Source organism: Rathayibacter sp. VKM Ac-2762, assembly GCF_009866585.1.
Lineage (GTDB): Bacteria > Actinomycetota > Actinomycetes > Actinomycetales > Microbacteriaceae > Rathayibacter.
Genome location: NZ_CP047419.1, coordinates 744,521 through 758,461 on the forward strand (window position 1 = coordinate 744,521; position 13,941 = coordinate 758,461).

The window sequence follows — 13,941 nt, forward strand, 5'->3', positions numbered from 1 at the left end:
TCCCGTGTCAGATCCCCGCGACGCGTCCCGACCGGGATCGCCCGACTCCCGACCGCTGACGGTCGTGATCGGCTGCGACACCTTCGCCCCCGACGTGAACGGAGCCGCGAAGTTCGCCGAGCGCCTCGCCGCGGGTCTCGCGCAGCGCGGCCACGAAGTGCACGTCGTCGCCCCGTCGGCCGACGGCTGGAGCGGCACCCGGGTCGAGACGCACGAGGGCCAGCGGATCATCGTGCACCGCCTCTACAGCTGGCGCTGGTACCCGCACGACTGGCTGCGCTTCGCGATGCCCTGGCGGATCCGGCAGAACAGCGCGCGCATCCTCGACGAGGTGAAGCCCGACGTCGTGCACTTCCAGTCGCACATCATCGTCGGCCGCGGCCTCGGGATCGAGGCGGCCAAGCGCGGCATCCGCATCGTCGGCACCAATCACTTCATGCCCGAGAACATGCTCGAGTTCACCCTCCTGCCGAAGGCTGTGCAGGCGAAGGCCGTGGCGATGGCGTGGCGGGCCGCGCGCCGCACCTTCGGCCGGGCGGAGGCGGTCACCACGCCGACCCGCAAGGCCGCGCAGTTCCTCGAGAAGTACACGGGCCTCCGGGGCGTCCACGCCATCTCCTGCGGCATCGACGCCGACAACTACACGCCCGACTTCGCGGCGCGCGCCGGCGACTCGATCCTCTTCGTCGGCCGCGTGACCGGCGAGAAGCACATCGACGTCCTGCTCCGCGCCGTCGCCCTGCTCGACCCGGCGCTCGACGCGAAGCTCGAGATCGTCGGCGGCGGCGACCAGATGCGCAACCTCCAGCAGCTCGCCGCGACCCTCGGCATCGCCGACCGCGTCCGCTTCACCGGCTACGTCTCGGACGCCGAGCTCAAGGAGGCGTACACGCGCGCCACCGTGTTCGCCATGCCGTCCATCGCCGAGCTGCAGAGCATCGCGACGATGGAGGCGATGGCCTCGGCCCTCCCCGTCGTCGCCGCCGACGCGATGGCCCTCCCGCACCTCGTGCACGACGGCGAGAACGGCTACCTCTTCGCTCCGGGCAGCGCCGAGGCCCTCGCCGAGCGCCTCACCGCCGTGCTCACGGCCGACCAGGAGGACCTCGAGGCGATGAAGCGCGCCTCCCTCCGCATCGTCGCCTCGCACGACATCAACCGCACGATCAGCACCTTCGAGAGCCTGTATCGTGGGGAGCCGGTGGCCGATCCGGCCTCCGACGCAGCGTCCGCACCCGCCGCCACCTGACGGCCGCTCGGACGGCCGCCGCGGGGCGTTAGCTCAGCCGGTCAGAGCAGCGGACTCATAATCCGTCGGTCACGGGTTCAAGTCCCGTACGCCCTACTCCGCTCCACCCGCGGTCGTTCCTCCTCTCCAGCGCCGGGTCGGGAATCCACCTGATGCCGGTCTCGTCGGAGCGGGCGCTCCGGCCCTGTCGGACCGGCGTGCCGTGCCTCAGGACGCCGCCGACGCGGTCCTCGCCGGCACGCCGACCGCGGACGAGTCGGAGGCGACGTCGCGGACGACGACGGCGCCGGCTCCGACCCGCACACGGTCGCCGACGGTCACATCCCCGACGATCGTCGCGCGGGCGCCGATGTAGACGTCGTCGCCGATCACGGGCGTCCGACCCTTCGACTCGCCGATGGTGACGCCGTGGTAGATGAACGCGTTCCGCCCGATCACCGTGCGCGGGTGCAGGATCACGCCGCGGCCCCAGTGGGGGAGCCGCAGGCCTGGCCCGACCTGAGCGGCCGGCGGCAGCTCGGCTCCGACGATCATGCGGGTCCAGACGAGATCGACGAGGCGGTAGACGAGGTGGAGGGGGAGCCGGGTCCTCCGAGAGCTCGAGTACTGCCCGAGCCGGAGGACGAGGACGGTGAGCCGGTCGGAGGCGTGGCCCTTGGCGGCCAGGTCCGCGCGGACGACGGCTCGGAGTTCGGCGAGATCCATGCTCCCAGTCTGAGGGGGAGCCTCGCGGGTGAGGGCGGGCCGTCGGAGATCGTCCGGGGCGTGGCGAGCATCCGCGAGCGGACGACACGGTGGCTCGATGCGCTAGCACGTCCTGACGCGCCGCGCCCGTACTGGCCGCTCTCCGCTCGACGTGATTGCCTGATCCCGTGCCTGATCTTCCGATGTTCCCGCTCGGCTCCGTGCTCCTGCCGCACATGCCGCTCCCGCTCCGGCTGTTCGAGCCGCGGTACCTGCGGATGCTCGGCGACGTCCTCGAGGACGAGACCCTCGCGTTCGGCGTCGTGCTCATCGAGCGCGGCCAGGAGGTGGGCGGCGGCGACCAGCGGTTCGCGGTCGGCGCCCGCGCGCGCATCCTGAACATCGACGGGGCGGAGTCGTTCGTCACGCTCGACTCCGTGGGCGAGGAGCGCTTCGAGGTCGTCCGCTGGTACGAGGACGACCCGTACCCGCGCGCCGAGGTCCGCCTGCTGCCCGATCTGGAGTGGGACGAGAAGCACGCCCCCGCGCTGGCTGCGGCGGAGTCGGCGGTCCGCACGGCACTGGCGGTCGCGAGCGAGTTCGTCGAGCAGCGCTACGGCGCGGTCGTCGAGCTCGCCGAGGATCCGGCCGCGCACGCCTGGCAGCTCGCCGGCGTCGCACCGGTCACCGAGCTCGACCGCCTCGCGTTCCTCCGCAGCTCCACCATGGAGGAGCTGCTGGAGTCGGTCCGGGAGCGCTCCGCCGAGGCGACCGAGTCGTTCCGCGCCGGCTGGGCCTGAGCCCGGTTCCGGCGTCCCACGACGAGCCCGTCAGTCCTCGAGGCTGACGCCGCGCTCCTCCGCCAGCTTGACCAGGTCGTCGACGACCACGAGCGCCATCCGCACCGAGCGGTCGCGGCGGTACTCCTCGTCGTCCGGGTCGATCCGCGAGGTGCGGTCGAGGGTCTCCTCGATCGACTGCGCGAGCTCGCGCCACGCGTCCTGACGGGCGTCGTCGACGAGCGTCGCGAGGTACTCCTCGTCCTGCGCCCGCCTGTGGAGGGAGTCGGCGACCAGGAGCGAGAGCCGCTCGCGGTGGTCGAGGTTGTCGACGTCGGCCGAGCGGTAGTCGTGCACGTGGTCGGAGCGGCCGCCCACCGAGGTCACGTCGGCGGCGATGCCGCGCAGGCGCTCGGCGGCCGCCTCGGACTCGCGCGCCAGCTTCTCGAGCTCCTCCGCGGCGACGACGGAGTAGCGGCCCGAGTCGAAGGGGACGTCAGCACCGAGGCCGTCCATCAGCACACGGTTCTTCACGGCCATCCGGCTCGCGTACTGCGCGAGCATCAGGCCCTCCTCGGCGGCCTCCTCGACGGAGGCGGGCTCGCGCGACGGGTTCTCATCGGGGTCGTACGGCTCCATCTTGAACCTGCGTCGACGCCGGAACCACACGTGCGTCACCTACATCCCGGAGCAGGCGCCCCGCCCGCCGGAGCACCTCTTCGAGAGTACCCGGCGGGCGGGCGCCGTGGTCGGCGGCTCAGGCCTCGCGCCAGTCGTCCTGCCGGAGGTGGGAGCCGGCCTGCGGCCCCATCTGCAGCATCCCGCCGTCCACGACGTACGAGGATCCGGTGATGTAGGAGGCAGCGGGAGAGGCCAGGAAGGCGACCACCGCCGCGATCTCGCGGGCGTCGCCGGGGCGGCCGAGGGGGATGCCGGGGCGGTCGATCGTGACGGGGTCCACATCCTCGGCGTCGTTCATCGGCGTGGCGATCTCTCCGGGGGCGACGGCGTTGACGGTGATGCCGAGGGAGCCGAGCTCGAGTGCGGCGACCTTCAGCAGGCCGCCCAGCCCGTGCTTGGCGGCGGTGTAGGCGACGGAGCCGACCCGCGGCTGGTGCTCGTGGACACTGGTGACCGCGATGATCCTGCCGCCCGTGCCCTGGGCCGCCATGCGCCGCGCGGCGCGCTGGAGGCAGACGAACGCTCCGTCGAGGTTCAGAGCGACGGTCGAGCGCCAGCTGTCGAGGCTCTGCTCGAGGAAGGGCTCGCCTCCGCCTCCGCCCGCATTGCTGACGGCGACGTCGAGCCCGCCCAGTCGATCCGCGAGGTCGTCGATCACGTCGCCCGCGCCCTGCAGATCCGTCGTGTCGAGGCGCGCGATCTCGGCGCGCCGGCCGAGGGAGCGCACTTCCTCCGCCGTGCCCTGCGCGCCCTCCTCGTCGCTGTGCCAGGTGATGCCGACGTCCATGCCCGCCTCGGCCAGTGCCACCGCGGTCGCCCGGCCGATGCCGGAGTCCGAGGCGGTCACCAGTGCACGGGTGGGCCGGAAGTCTCGAGGTCCCTGGGTCATGTCGTCTCCTGTCTCGATCGGGCCGCCGATCCGGCGGACACGGGTCGATCCCATCAGCGGATCCGGCGCGCTCGGGAGCCGGTTGACAGGTCCGGGCTCGCGCGAGACGCGTGGCGGTGTCCCCGCTGAGCGCCCCGATCGCGTTGACTGGGCGGATGGATCACCGGCGCATCTCGGTCGTCGTCCCCGTGAAGGACGACGCCCGCCACCTCGAGCAGCTGCTCGAGCTCCTCCGCGAGCAGACGCTCGCTCCGTTCGAGATCGTCGTCGTCGACGACGGGAGCACCGACGACAGCGCCGCCGTCGCGCGAGCGGCGGGCGCGCGGGTGGTGCGGCACGACGGAGCCGGGATCCCGGCGAGCACGGCGCACGGCTTCGACGAGGCGCACGGCGACGTCCTCGCACGGCTCGACGCCGACTCCCGCCCGGGACCCGACTGGCTGGCGCGCCTGGCCGGCCACTTCGCCGACCCCGAGGTCGGAGCGGTGACCGGTCCCGGACGCTTCGACGAGCTCGGCCCGATCGCCCGGGTGATCGCGCGGGTCGCCTACATGGACGCCTACTTCGTGCTGATGGGGTCGGCGCTGGCCAACTGGCCGCTCTTCGGCTCCAACTGCGCCGTCCGCCGGTCGGCGTGGGAGGAGATCGCGGAGGAGATGCACCGGCACGACGCCTACGTGCACGACGACGTCGAGATCAGCGTGCACCTGGGACTCCGGCACCGGATCGTGCTCGACCGCCACCTCGAGGTCGGCATCTCGGCCCGCCCCTTCGGCGCCTTCGCGGACATGCTCCGCCGGTTCGACCGCGCTCTCCACACGCTGGCGCGGCACCCCGGGATGGGGTCGTCCCTGCAGCGCTGGACGCACCGGGTGCGCCGCACCCACCGCGACCGACTGCGAGCGACGGCCGCGGCGCGCCGCTCCGGCTGACGACGAGAACCGACGGCGCCGCCTGACGGCTAGGGCTGGGCCGCGTCCGGCCGGGCCGCGTCGGGCTCGGCCTCCGCCGCCCGATCCTCTCCGGGCGCGGTGCGCCCCTCCTTCGGCATCGCCCAGACCGCGGCGAGCATGCCCACGGCGAGGACCGTGAGCGCGATGCAGACGAAGCGGGTGCCCTCGGCGAGGTCCGCCGGTGCGGGGACGCCGCCGCCCGCCTTCGCGTTCACGATCGCGCCGAACACGGCCACGGCGACGGCGCTGCCGATGTTGCGGGCGAAGAAGTTGGTCGAGGAGACCACTCCGCGCTCGTTCCAGTCGACGCTCGACTGCGCCCGGATCAGCGTCGGAGTCGCCACGAGCCCCATGCCGGCGCCGATCAGCACGCAGAACCCGGCGATCTCCCACAGCGTCGAGGAGGCGCCGAGCAGGACGGTCAGCGCCGTGCCGATCACGACGAGCCCCGCTCCGAGGAAGCCCGTGTTGCGGAAGCCGATGCGCAGGTAGAGCCGGCCCGACAGGCTCGCCGCGACCGGCCAGCCGAGCGTCATCGCCGCGACGGCGAAGCCCGCGCCGAGGGCGGAGCTGCCGAGCACGCCCTGCGCGAAGGTCGGGAAGTACGAGGTGACGCCGAGCGTGATCGCGCCGACGGTCACCGAGACCAGGCTGGTCGAGATCAGCACGCGCCGCGTGAGGACCCAGAGGGGGAGCACCGGGGCGGCCGCGCGCCGCTCGATCGCGACGAAGCCGGCGAACGCGAGGGCCGAGACGACGAATACGCCGACTCCGGCGGGGGAGAGCCACGGCCAGGCGCTGCCGCCCTCGAGCAGCCCGAGGATGAGCAGCGCGGTGCCCACGGCGAGCACGGAGGCGCCCGCCACGTCGATCCGCTGCTTCTCGCCCCGCGTGGTCTCGCGGAAGCTGCGGATCAGGAGGAACGCCGCCAGGAGGCACAGGGGGATGTTGACGAGGAAGATGCCGCGCCAGGCGCCCAGGTCCGAGAGCACGCCGCCGAGGGTCGGCCCGACGACCGAGGAGATGCCCCAGACGCTCGCGAGGTAGCCCTGGGTCTTCGCACGCTCGGCGACCGTGTAGATGTCGCCGGCGATGGTGATGCCCATCGGCTGGATCGCTCCGGCCCCCAGGCCCTGCAGGGCGCGGAACGCGATCAGCGCGGGCATGCTCCAGGCGAGGCCGCACAGGAGCGAGCCGACCAGGAACAGGGCGATGCCGATCAGCATGATGGGCTTGCGCCCGATCACGTCCGCGAGCTTGCCGTAGAGGGGGACCGAGACCGCCTGGGCCAGCAGGTAGATCGAGAACAGCCAGGGGAACTGCTCGAAGCCCCCCAGGTCGGCGACGATGGACGGCACGGCCGTCGAGAGGATCGTGGCGTCGAGGGCGACCAGAGCGGTCGAGATCATCAGGGACAGCAGGATCGGGCCGCGCTCCGAGCGCAGTCCGACACTCGCGCGGGTGGGGGCGTCGGTCACTCTGCCCAGGCTATTTCATAGCCGGGGGATGGAAGCGGGGAGGAGAGGATCCGCTCCGGGGCTCGGTAGACTGGTGGCATGGAACTCGTTCTCTGGCTCGTCGTGTCCGCCATCGCCGGTGTCGGCCTCGTCTCCGGAGTCGCGGCTCTCATCGCCATGACGCGGGCGCCCTGGTCGGCCGACAAGTAGCCGCCCGGCCGGCCTCGCGCCGGCACTACTCGTAGATCCGCACCACGCTCCACTGCGGCTCCGTCGACGCGACCACGTCGAGCACGAACGCTCCGCCGGTCGCGAGGTCCGTCGCCTGGAAGCGCCAGCCGCCGATGCTCACCGGTGTGCGCCCGAACGTCGGCGGGAACCCCTCGAGGGGCGCCCACCACTCGCTCGTGCAGGTCCACACCGTCGGCCGGTCGGTCACCCGGTAGCTCCCGCCCCGCCACTCGAGCGCGATCGGCACTCCCTCGCCGTCGGTCGAGACCAGCGCCGTCTCGTCGATCACCGCCATCGTCGTGCTCCCGTTCACTCGCCGGACCCGGTTGGCCGTTCGAACATGTGTTCGATAGTCTGCGAGTGTACGCCGCGGCGCTCGTGCTCGCCACGGCCGCGGATCGACCGGTGGGAGGCGCGATGATCGAGTGGAGTCCGCTCCAGATGCTGCGCAGCAGCGGGCAGGACGAGTGGGTGATGGTCGACGCCCTGCGCACCGGCCGGATCGGCCTGGTGCGCCGCATCGAGACCGGCCCGTACCGCGAGACCTGGTTCCGCGCGGTGACCTGGGCGGCGGAGCCGGAGAGGCGGACGCTCGTGGGCTACTCCCGCTCGATGGACACCATCGCGGCCGCCCTGTGGGCCCATCAGCCGCCGACGGCGCAGGAGAAGCCCTTCCCCGGCTACCCGCCCTCGCGGCCGTCGCCGTGACTCCTTCAGCGAGAGGGGGCCCGGCCGTCCCCGCGACGGCGGCCTCCGTGTCCGCCACGGGGGAGAATGGCCCGATGCTCCTCGCACTCGTCGGCGGCCCCACGGGGGCGTGGCGGGCGGTCGACCCCGTCGGCGGCGCCGAGGCCGGGAGCGGCCGGGGCCCGGCCGAGCTGGCGGCGTTCGTCCGGGAGCGGGAGCCGGAGCGCCCGCGCTGGGTCTGGGACGACACCGCGCGCTGGTACCCCGCACTGCTGTCGGCCGGCGTGGTCGTCGCCCGGTGCCACGACCTCCGGCTGGCCCGCGCGATCCTCCGCCGCTCGGTCTCCGCCGCCGCATCGGCTCTCGCGCGCTCGCCCCTCGACCCGTGGGACGCGGGAGCCGCGGCCCCCGCCGCGCAGGACACGCTGATCGGGTTCGAGGAGGCGGCGGGCGGCTCCGACGAGCTCGACCCCGTCCTCGAGCTGGCCCGGCAGGAGGAGGCGCTCTCCGGCGCCGCCGAGGCCGGCCGGCTCCGCCTGCTGCTCGCCGCCGAGTCCGTCGGCGCCCTGATCGCTCGCGAGATCGCCCACGCGGGGCTGCCGTGGCGCGCCGATGTGCACGACCGGGTGCTCACCGGGATGCTCGGCCCCCGCCCGCTCTTCGGCGGCCGCCCGGCCCTGCTGGAGGCGCTGGCCGTCCGTCTGCGCGACGAGCTCGGCGCGCCCGAGCTCAATCCCGACTCGCCGGCCGAGCTCCTCAAGGCGCTGCGGCGCGCGGGGCTGCCGGTCGAGTCGACGCGCTCCTGGGAGCTGCAGTCCCTCGAGCACCCCGCGGTGCCGCCCCTCCTGGAGTACAAGAAGCTCTCCCGGCTGCTCACCGCCAACGGCTGGGCCTGGCTCGACGCGTGGGTGCGCGACGGACGGTTCCGGCCGGAGTACGTGGTGGGCGGCGTCGTCACCGGCCGCTGGGCGACCTCGGGCGGAGGGGCGCTACAGCTGCCGCGGCAGATCCGCGCCGCGGTCACCGCGGATCCGGGCTGGAGCCTCGTGGTCGCGGATGCCGCGCAGCTCGAGCCGCGCATCCTCGCCGCGCTCTCGGGCGACTCGGCCATGGCCGCCGCCGGGCGGGGCCGCGACCTCTACCAGGGCATCGTCGACGCCGGCGTGATCCCCGATCGGCCGCGGGCGAAGGTCGCGATGCTGGGGGCGATGTACGGGGCGACGAGCGGCGAGGCCGGGCGGCTGCTCCCGAGGCTCGCCCGTGCCTACCCGCGCTCGGTCGCGCACGTCGAGGCGGCGGCTCGGGCGGGGGAGCGCGGCGAGAGCGTCTCGACGTGGCTCGGGCGCAGCTCGCCTCCCGGACCCGAGGGGCTCTCGGCGGATGCGGCGCGAGCGCGCGAGTGGGGACGCTTCACCCGTAACTTCGTGGTGCAGGGGACCGCGGCCGAGTGGGCGCTCTGCTGGATGGGCGAGCTGCGGGCGCGACTGCGCGCCGAGGGCGGCGCGGTCGGCCGGGCGCACCTCGTCTACTTCCTGCACGACGAGGTGATCGTGCACGCTCCCGCCGACGTCGGCGAGCGGGTCGCCGCGATCGTCCGCGAGGCGGCGGTGCGCGCCGGACGCTCGCTCTTCGGAGAGGGCGAGGTCGACTTCCCGGTCACCGTCGCCGTCGTCGACTCCTACGACCAGGCGAAGTGAGGCGCGGGATCAGTACCAGTGCGGCGAGCGGTTGTTCCAGCTCGACCACGCGTTGCAGGGCGAGCCGTAGGCGCTCTTGATGTACGAGAGCCCCCAGTCGACCTGCGTCGCCGCGTTCGTCTGGTAGTCGGCTCCCGAGTTGGCCATCTTGCTCGCCGGGAGGGCCTGCGGGATGCCGTAGGCGCCGGAGGAGCGGTTCAGCGCGTTCCAGCGCCACCCCGACTCGCCGTTCCACAGCGGGATGAGGCACCGGTCGACCTGGTCGGCGCCCCAGCCGAAGCGGCCGACAGCGGTGCGGGCGTAGGCCTGGGCCTGCGCGGGGGAGAGGCCGTCCGTGCGTCCGGCGTAGGTGCCGAGGGCGGCGATGGTCTTGGCGGAGCTGTTGCGCGCGCCGGTCGGGTCGTCGTCGCCGAGTTCGACCGGGCCGCCTCCGCCACCTCCGCTGTTGGAGGGCGCTGCCGGAGCAGCGGCCGCGGCGGGAGCCGACGCGGCGCGCTGGCGGGCGGCCTCGGCCTCGGCGGCGAGGCGGGAGAGGCGCTGCTGCTCCTCGAAGGCCGACTTCGCGTCCTGGCCGTCGGCGTACTCCCGCTCGATCTCGGCGGTGGTGTTCTTGAGCGAGGCGAGCTGGGTGTAGAGCTCCTGGCTGTACTTCTCCTGGTCGGCGACCTTGGCGTCGGCCTCGGCCTGCGCGGAGCGGGCGGCCGAGAGCGCGTCGGCCGCGGCGGTGGCGAGGGAGACGCGCTCGCCCCGGGCCTGCTCGGCCTGCGCGGCGAGGGAGACGGCCTGGTTCTCGGTCGACTGCGCTGCGGTCTGGAGCCGGCTGGTCTGCTGGGTGAGTTGCGTCATGGTGCCGAGGCGGTAGAGCAGCTCGCTCGACTCGTCGCCGCCGATGAGGAGGTTGAGCGTCGCATCGGTCCCGCCGTTGCGGTAGAGCTGCGCGGCGAGACGGCCGGCCTGCTCCTTCGCGGCGTCGGCGTCCGAGCGGGCGGCGGAGGCGCGCTCCTCCAGGGCGCTCACGCGCTGAGTCGCCTCGTCGAGAGCGCTCTGCGCGGCGTCCGCCTCGGCGGCCCGGCTGATGGCGGCGTCGGTGAGGGCGGCGGCCTGGTCGCGCAGGTCGGCGAGGAAGGCGGTGATGCGGTCGACCTCGGCGGCGGTGGCGCTCTCGCTCGACTTCGCGGCCTCCACATCGGACCACGAGGGGTAGTCGGACGGGTCGTAGGCGGCGGACGCGGAGAGCGGAGCGGCGAGGGCGGCGCACAGGACGAGGACCGTGCCCGCTCCGGCGGCGACGAGGCGCCGGCGCGCCCGGGAGGGGACGCGGAGACCGAGGGGGGTGCGGGACATGCGAACCACCCTAGGCGACGGCACCCGCGCCTGTCTCGTCCTAGCTCGAGGCTCGACGGCCCCGACGGGGACGCTCGAGAGCGTATCCGCGGACGCCCCGTCCCGGCCCGTCGCCCGTGAGCTCGTCGCGGGCCGCCTCGAGGAGGCGCCGCAGGGCCTCCTCCCGCACGCCGGCGGCGATCGCGGCGAGGCGGCGCTGCGGGTGCGCGTCCTCCTCCTCCGCCCGCTCGTCGGCGGTGGCGGGCAGCGAGCTCTCGTACGCGTCGAGGACGGCGGCGAGGTCGGCGCCGGACAGGCTCGAGGCCAGCAGCACCCGGTCGAGGACGTCGTCCCAGTCCTCCTCCGGGGACGCTCCGTCACCCGTCAGCCAGGCGGCCGCCTCCGCGCGGCCCTCGTCGGTGAGCGCGTGCAGGGGGAGGCCGTCGTCGGTGGACCCGGCCGAGACGACGAGGCCCCGCTCGCGCAGGCGCTCGAGCGTCGAGTAGATCTGGCCGACGTTGACCCGGGGCCGGTGCGCGGCACGGTCGAGGAGCTCGGCGTGCAGCTGGAGGCCGTAGGCGGGGCCGAGCGTGAGCAGGGCGAGCAGGCCGTCGCGGACGGACACGGTGCTCCTCCCGGCGGGCGTCTGGCGGTGTGCGGCGTCCGGCGGCGCGGACGACCCGAGTATAGGCAGGAGCCGCCCACGGCCGGTCGAGCAGGCGCGGCGAGCCGCCTTGACGGAGGTCCGCCGCTCCTGCATGATCGGGCGTGGTGGCACGTCCACCGTCATAATCGAAGAAGGCGCACCGCAGAGTGTTCCGTGGTCCGGGTCGTTGGGGAAGACGCACCGGGACGAACGGAGGACACCATGGTGGCGCAGCAGACTCGGGGTGTGCTCTTCGTGCACTCCGCCCCCCGCGCGCTCTGCCCCCACCTCGAGTGGGGGACAGGTCGCGCCCTTGGTCGTGCCGTGAACTTCGCCTGGATCGAGCAGCCCGTGCTCCGCAGCACACTGCGCGCCGAGTTCGCCTGGGAGGGCCCGGTCGGAACCGGTGCCGTCATCGCGTCCGCTCTCCGCGGCTGGGCCGACGTCCGCTACGAGGTCACCGAGGAGCCCTCGCCCGGCGTCGACGGAGGCCGCTGGATGCACACGCCCGAGCTCGGCATCTTCTACGCCCAGACCGACAGCGCGGGCAACACCGTCGTGCCCGAGGACCGCATCCGCTCCGCCATGGAGCTCGCCGGCGCCGACCCCATCGAGCTGCACCGCGAGCTGCGCCTCGCCCTCGGCCAGGCCTGGGAGGACGAGCTCGAGCCCTTCCGCTACGGCGGCGACTTCGCCCCCGTCGTCTGGATGCACGGGGTCGGCTGAGCTCATTCGACGCCGCTCCTCGCGCGGCGTCGCGCAGTCGGCTCGGGGAGGTGGTCGGGTTCCGTGGAGCGGCCGGCGGCCGGCGACGCCGATCCGCTGGCACGTGGATCGGCGGATACGCCTCGCAGGGACCGCTCGCTCCCGCACCCCTGAACCAGGCGGCCAGCGGACCCCCGTTCCGGCGGAGGCCCGCCTCGAAGTCGCGTCGTCACCTCGCGGTTGCCGCTCGCTGGCACGTCGACCAGACGGTCGGCGGAGCACCGCGTTCCGGCGGAGGGCGTCGGAAGACTCGTGGACCCGCCCGCACCTCTGTCGCGCACGACGCCGACGGCTCGAGTCGTGGCGTGGCGTGGCGCACGCTCCCCACGAGCGCAGCCGCCCTGATCCGAGAGTCCGACCCGAATCGCGGCGAAGCCCGCGCTCCCACCCGGACAGCTTCGTTGATCCGATCATCCGACCCGAGCCGCGGCGAAGCCCGCGCTCCCCACCAGCACGGCGTGCACACCAGCCCGCACCAGACGGCGGCGCAGATTCCTCGCGGCACGAGGCGTATCCGGGGATCCGCGTTCCAGCGGATCACCGTCGCCGCACCGCACCGGCCCTCGGAAACCCCGCCCCCCTCCCCAGCGGACGCGCCTGCGCCGCGCAAGGAGCGGCGCAGCCCGCTTTCCGCACGGTGGAGCGGGGCTACGCCCCGCTACACCGTCCGGAAAGCGGCAACAGCATTGTGCCCCCCGAACCCGAACGAGTTCGAGATGGCGACCAGCGGTCCGTCGCCGAGGGCGCGGGGGCTGGTGACGACGTCGAGGGGGATCTGGGGGTCCTGCTCGAAGAGGTTGATGGTGGGGGGTGCGGTGCGCTCGTGGAGGGCGAGCACGGTGAAGATGGCCTCGAGCGCGCCGGTGCCGCCGAGGAGGTGGCCGGTGGACGCCTTGGTCGCGGAGACGGCGATGTTCGGGAGGTGGTCGCCGAAGACGCGCAGCAGGGCGCGGTACTCGGCGATGTCGCCGACCGGGGTGCTCGTCGCGTGAGCGTTGACGTGGGTGACGTCGGTGAGCGCGGCTCCGGCCTGCTCGAGGGCGCCGATCATGGCGCGGGCGGCGGCGGAGCCCTCGGGGTCCGGCGCCGTGATGTGGTACGAGTCGCTGGTGACGGCGCCGCCGGCGAGCTCCGCGTAGATGCGGGCTCCGCGGGCGAGGGCGTGCTCCTCGGTCTCGAGGATGAGCGTCGCGGCGCCTTCTCCGAGGACGAAGCCGTCGCGGGAGACGTCGTAGGGGCGTGAGGCCGTCGTCGGGTCGTCGTTGCGGCGCGAGAGGGCCTGCATCGACGCGAAGGCGGCGATCGGGAGCGGGTGGACGACCGACTCCGTGCCGCCGGCGACGACCACGTCGGCGAGGCCGAGCTGCATGTGCTCGTAGGCGTTCGCGAGGGCCTCGGTGCTGGAGGCGCAGGCCGACACGTCGGTGCGGGCGTAGGCGCGGGAGGGGATGGCCATGCTGATGGCGGCGGCGGCCGCGTTGGGCATGAGCATCGGGATGGTCATCGGGAGGACCCGGCGGGGTCCGCGCTCGCGGAGGGTGTCCCACGCGTCGACGAGGGTCCAGAGGCCGCCGATGCCGGTCGAGTAGTCGACGCCCACGCGGAGCGGGTCGACGTCGGTGATGCCGGAGTCGGCCCAGGCCTCGCGGGCCGAGATGAGCGCGAACTGGCTGGAGGGGTCGAGGCGCTTCGCCTCGGGGCGGGAGAGCACCTCCTCCGGGCGGACCTTGGCCTGGGCGGCGAAGGTGACCGGGATGTCGTACTGAGCGACCCAGTCCTGCTCGAGGGAGCGGACGCCTGATTCGCCGGCGAGGAGTGCGTTCCAGGACTCCCGGGCGGTCCCGCCGAGGGGAGTGCTGGCACCGATTCCGGTGACGACGATCTTCTTGGTCATGACGAG

14 protein-coding genes and 1 tRNA gene are annotated in these 13,941 nt (G+C 73.7%); 7 read left to right on the forward strand and 8 right to left on the reverse strand.

Annotated features, from left to right (window positions below; translation table 11 throughout):
- Positions 1 to 4 precede the first annotated feature (4 nt).
- Both GTU71_RS03535 and GTU71_RS03540 read left to right on the forward strand, forming a co-directional pair.
- The gene (locus GTU71_RS03535; RefSeq protein WP_244230630.1) at positions 5 to 1,249 is read left to right on the forward strand and encodes a glycosyltransferase; all 1,245 of its coding nucleotides are present in this window, start codon (positions 5 to 7) and stop codon (positions 1,247 to 1,249) included.
- A gap of 22 nt (positions 1,250 to 1,271) precedes the next feature.
- Positions 1,272 to 1,345: transfer RNA gene (locus GTU71_RS03540), tRNA-Ile, on the forward strand.
- Positions 1,346 to 1,456: 111 nt separating this feature from the next.
- Here the strand turns inward: GTU71_RS03540 and GTU71_RS03545 are convergent.
- Positions 1,457 to 1,954 carry a DapH/DapD/GlmU-related protein gene (locus GTU71_RS03545; protein ID WP_104353171.1) on the reverse strand — a complete coding sequence of 166 codons (498 nt, stop codon included), beginning with the start codon at positions 1,952 to 1,954 and terminating at the stop codon, positions 1,457 to 1,459.
- 167 nt (positions 1,955 to 2,121) lie between these two features.
- On the opposite strand from GTU71_RS03545, the gene GTU71_RS03550 reads away from it, so the two are divergent.
- Positions 2,122 to 2,733 carry an LON peptidase substrate-binding domain-containing protein gene (locus tag GTU71_RS03550; protein ID WP_244229436.1) on the forward strand — a complete coding sequence of 204 codons (612 nt, stop codon included), beginning with the start codon at positions 2,122 to 2,124 and terminating at the stop codon, positions 2,731 to 2,733.
- A 30-nt stretch (positions 2,734 to 2,763) separates the two neighbouring features.
- Here the strand turns inward: GTU71_RS03550 and GTU71_RS03555 are convergent, their stop codons facing one another.
- Both GTU71_RS03555 and GTU71_RS03560 read right to left on the reverse strand, forming a co-directional pair.
- A complete protein-coding gene (locus tag GTU71_RS03555) occupies positions 2,764 to 3,351 on the reverse strand; it encodes a hypothetical protein (protein ID WP_104223455.1) in 588 nt (195 codons plus the stop codon).
- Positions 3,352 to 3,469: 118 nt separating this feature from the next.
- Positions 3,470 to 4,282: an SDR family oxidoreductase gene (locus GTU71_RS03560; RefSeq protein WP_159939320.1), complete on the reverse strand. Its 813-nt coding sequence runs from the start codon at positions 4,280 to 4,282 to the stop codon at positions 3,470 to 3,472.
- Between the two features lie 155 nt (positions 4,283 to 4,437).
- On the opposite strand from GTU71_RS03560, the gene GTU71_RS03565 reads away from it, so the two are divergent.
- On the forward strand, positions 4,438 to 5,214 hold the full coding sequence (locus GTU71_RS03565) for a glycosyltransferase family 2 protein (protein WP_104223456.1): 777 nt from the start codon (positions 4,438 to 4,440) through the stop codon (positions 5,212 to 5,214).
- 29 nt (positions 5,215 to 5,243) lie between these two features.
- On the opposite strand, the gene GTU71_RS03570 is transcribed toward GTU71_RS03565, so the two are convergent.
- Positions 5,244 to 6,644 (reverse strand): MDR family MFS transporter, encoded by a 1,401-nt coding sequence (locus GTU71_RS03570; RefSeq protein ID WP_104250985.1) that lies wholly within the window; start codon positions 6,642 to 6,644, stop codon positions 5,244 to 5,246.
- A 283-nt stretch (positions 6,645 to 6,927) separates the two neighbouring features.
- Complete coding sequence (locus GTU71_RS03575) at positions 6,928 to 7,236, reverse strand: hypothetical protein (protein ID WP_104226677.1); 309 nt, start codon at positions 7,234 to 7,236, stop codon at positions 6,928 to 6,930.
- A gap of 104 nt (positions 7,237 to 7,340) precedes the next feature.
- On the opposite strand from GTU71_RS03575, the gene GTU71_RS03580 reads away from it, so the two are divergent.
- Both GTU71_RS03580 and GTU71_RS03585 read left to right on the forward strand, forming a co-directional pair.
- Entirely contained in the window at positions 7,341 to 7,631 is a 291-nt protein-coding gene (locus GTU71_RS03580; RefSeq protein ID WP_146076962.1) for a hypothetical protein, read from the forward strand.
- 74 nt (positions 7,632 to 7,705) lie between these two features.
- A complete protein-coding gene (locus tag GTU71_RS03585) occupies positions 7,706 to 9,307 on the forward strand; it encodes a bifunctional 3'-5' exonuclease/DNA polymerase (protein WP_159939321.1) in 1,602 nt (533 codons plus the stop codon).
- Between the two features lie 9 nt (positions 9,308 to 9,316).
- On the opposite strand, the gene GTU71_RS03590 is transcribed toward GTU71_RS03585, so the two are convergent.
- The gene (locus GTU71_RS03590) at positions 9,317 to 10,651 is read right to left on the reverse strand and encodes a hypothetical protein (RefSeq protein WP_104267569.1); all 1,335 of its coding nucleotides are present in this window, start codon (positions 10,649 to 10,651) and stop codon (positions 9,317 to 9,319) included.
- Positions 10,652 to 10,691: 40 nt separating this feature from the next.
- Positions 10,692 to 11,255, reverse strand: a complete 564-nt coding sequence (locus GTU71_RS03595) for a PadR family transcriptional regulator (RefSeq protein WP_159939322.1) — start codon at positions 11,253 to 11,255, stop codon at positions 10,692 to 10,694.
- A 243-nt stretch (positions 11,256 to 11,498) separates the two neighbouring features.
- Between GTU71_RS03595 and GTU71_RS03600 the strand changes: the two genes are divergently transcribed.
- On the forward strand, positions 11,499 to 12,002 hold the full coding sequence (locus GTU71_RS03600; RefSeq protein WP_104226674.1) for a DUF3145 domain-containing protein: 504 nt from the start codon (positions 11,499 to 11,501) through the stop codon (positions 12,000 to 12,002).
- Between the two features lie 697 nt (positions 12,003 to 12,699).
- Here GTU71_RS03600 and GTU71_RS03605 read toward each other — a convergent pair.
- On the reverse strand, positions 12,700 to 13,935 hold the full coding sequence (locus GTU71_RS03605; protein WP_159939323.1) for a beta-ketoacyl-ACP synthase II: 1,236 nt from the start codon (positions 13,933 to 13,935) through the stop codon (positions 12,700 to 12,702).
- Positions 13,936 to 13,941 lie beyond the last annotated feature (6 nt).

Coding starts and splice junctions, on each gene's coding strand:
- GTU71_RS03545 (WP_104353171.1), bottom strand. CDS start 1,954: ATGGATCTCGCCGAACTCCGAGCCGTCGTCCGCGCGGACCTGGCCGCC.
- GTU71_RS03555 (WP_104223455.1), bottom strand. CDS start 3,351: ATGGAGCCGTACGACCCCGATGAGAACCCGTCGCGCGAGCCCGCCTCC.
- GTU71_RS03560 (WP_159939320.1), bottom strand. CDS start 4,282: ATGACCCAGGGACCTCGAGACTTCCGGCCCACCCGTGCACTGGTGACC.
- GTU71_RS03565 (WP_104223456.1), top strand. CDS start 4,438: ATGGATCACCGGCGCATCTCGGTCGTCGTCCCCGTGAAGGACGACGCC.
- GTU71_RS03570 (WP_104250985.1), bottom strand. CDS start 6,644: ATGATCTCGACCGCTCTGGTCGCCCTCGACGCCACGATCCTCTCGACG.
- GTU71_RS03580 (WP_146076962.1), top strand. CDS start 7,341: ATGATCGAGTGGAGTCCGCTCCAGATGCTGCGCAGCAGCGGGCAGGAC.
- GTU71_RS03585 (WP_159939321.1), top strand. CDS start 7,706: ATGCTCCTCGCACTCGTCGGCGGCCCCACGGGGGCGTGGCGGGCGGTC.
- GTU71_RS03590 (WP_104267569.1), bottom strand. CDS start 10,651: ATGTCCCGCACCCCCCTCGGTCTCCGCGTCCCCTCCCGGGCGCGCCGG.
- GTU71_RS03600 (WP_104226674.1), top strand. CDS start 11,499: ATGGTGGCGCAGCAGACTCGGGGTGTGCTCTTCGTGCACTCCGCCCCC.
- GTU71_RS03605 (WP_159939323.1), bottom strand. CDS start 13,935: ATGACCAAGAAGATCGTCGTCACCGGAATCGGTGCCAGCACTCCCCTC.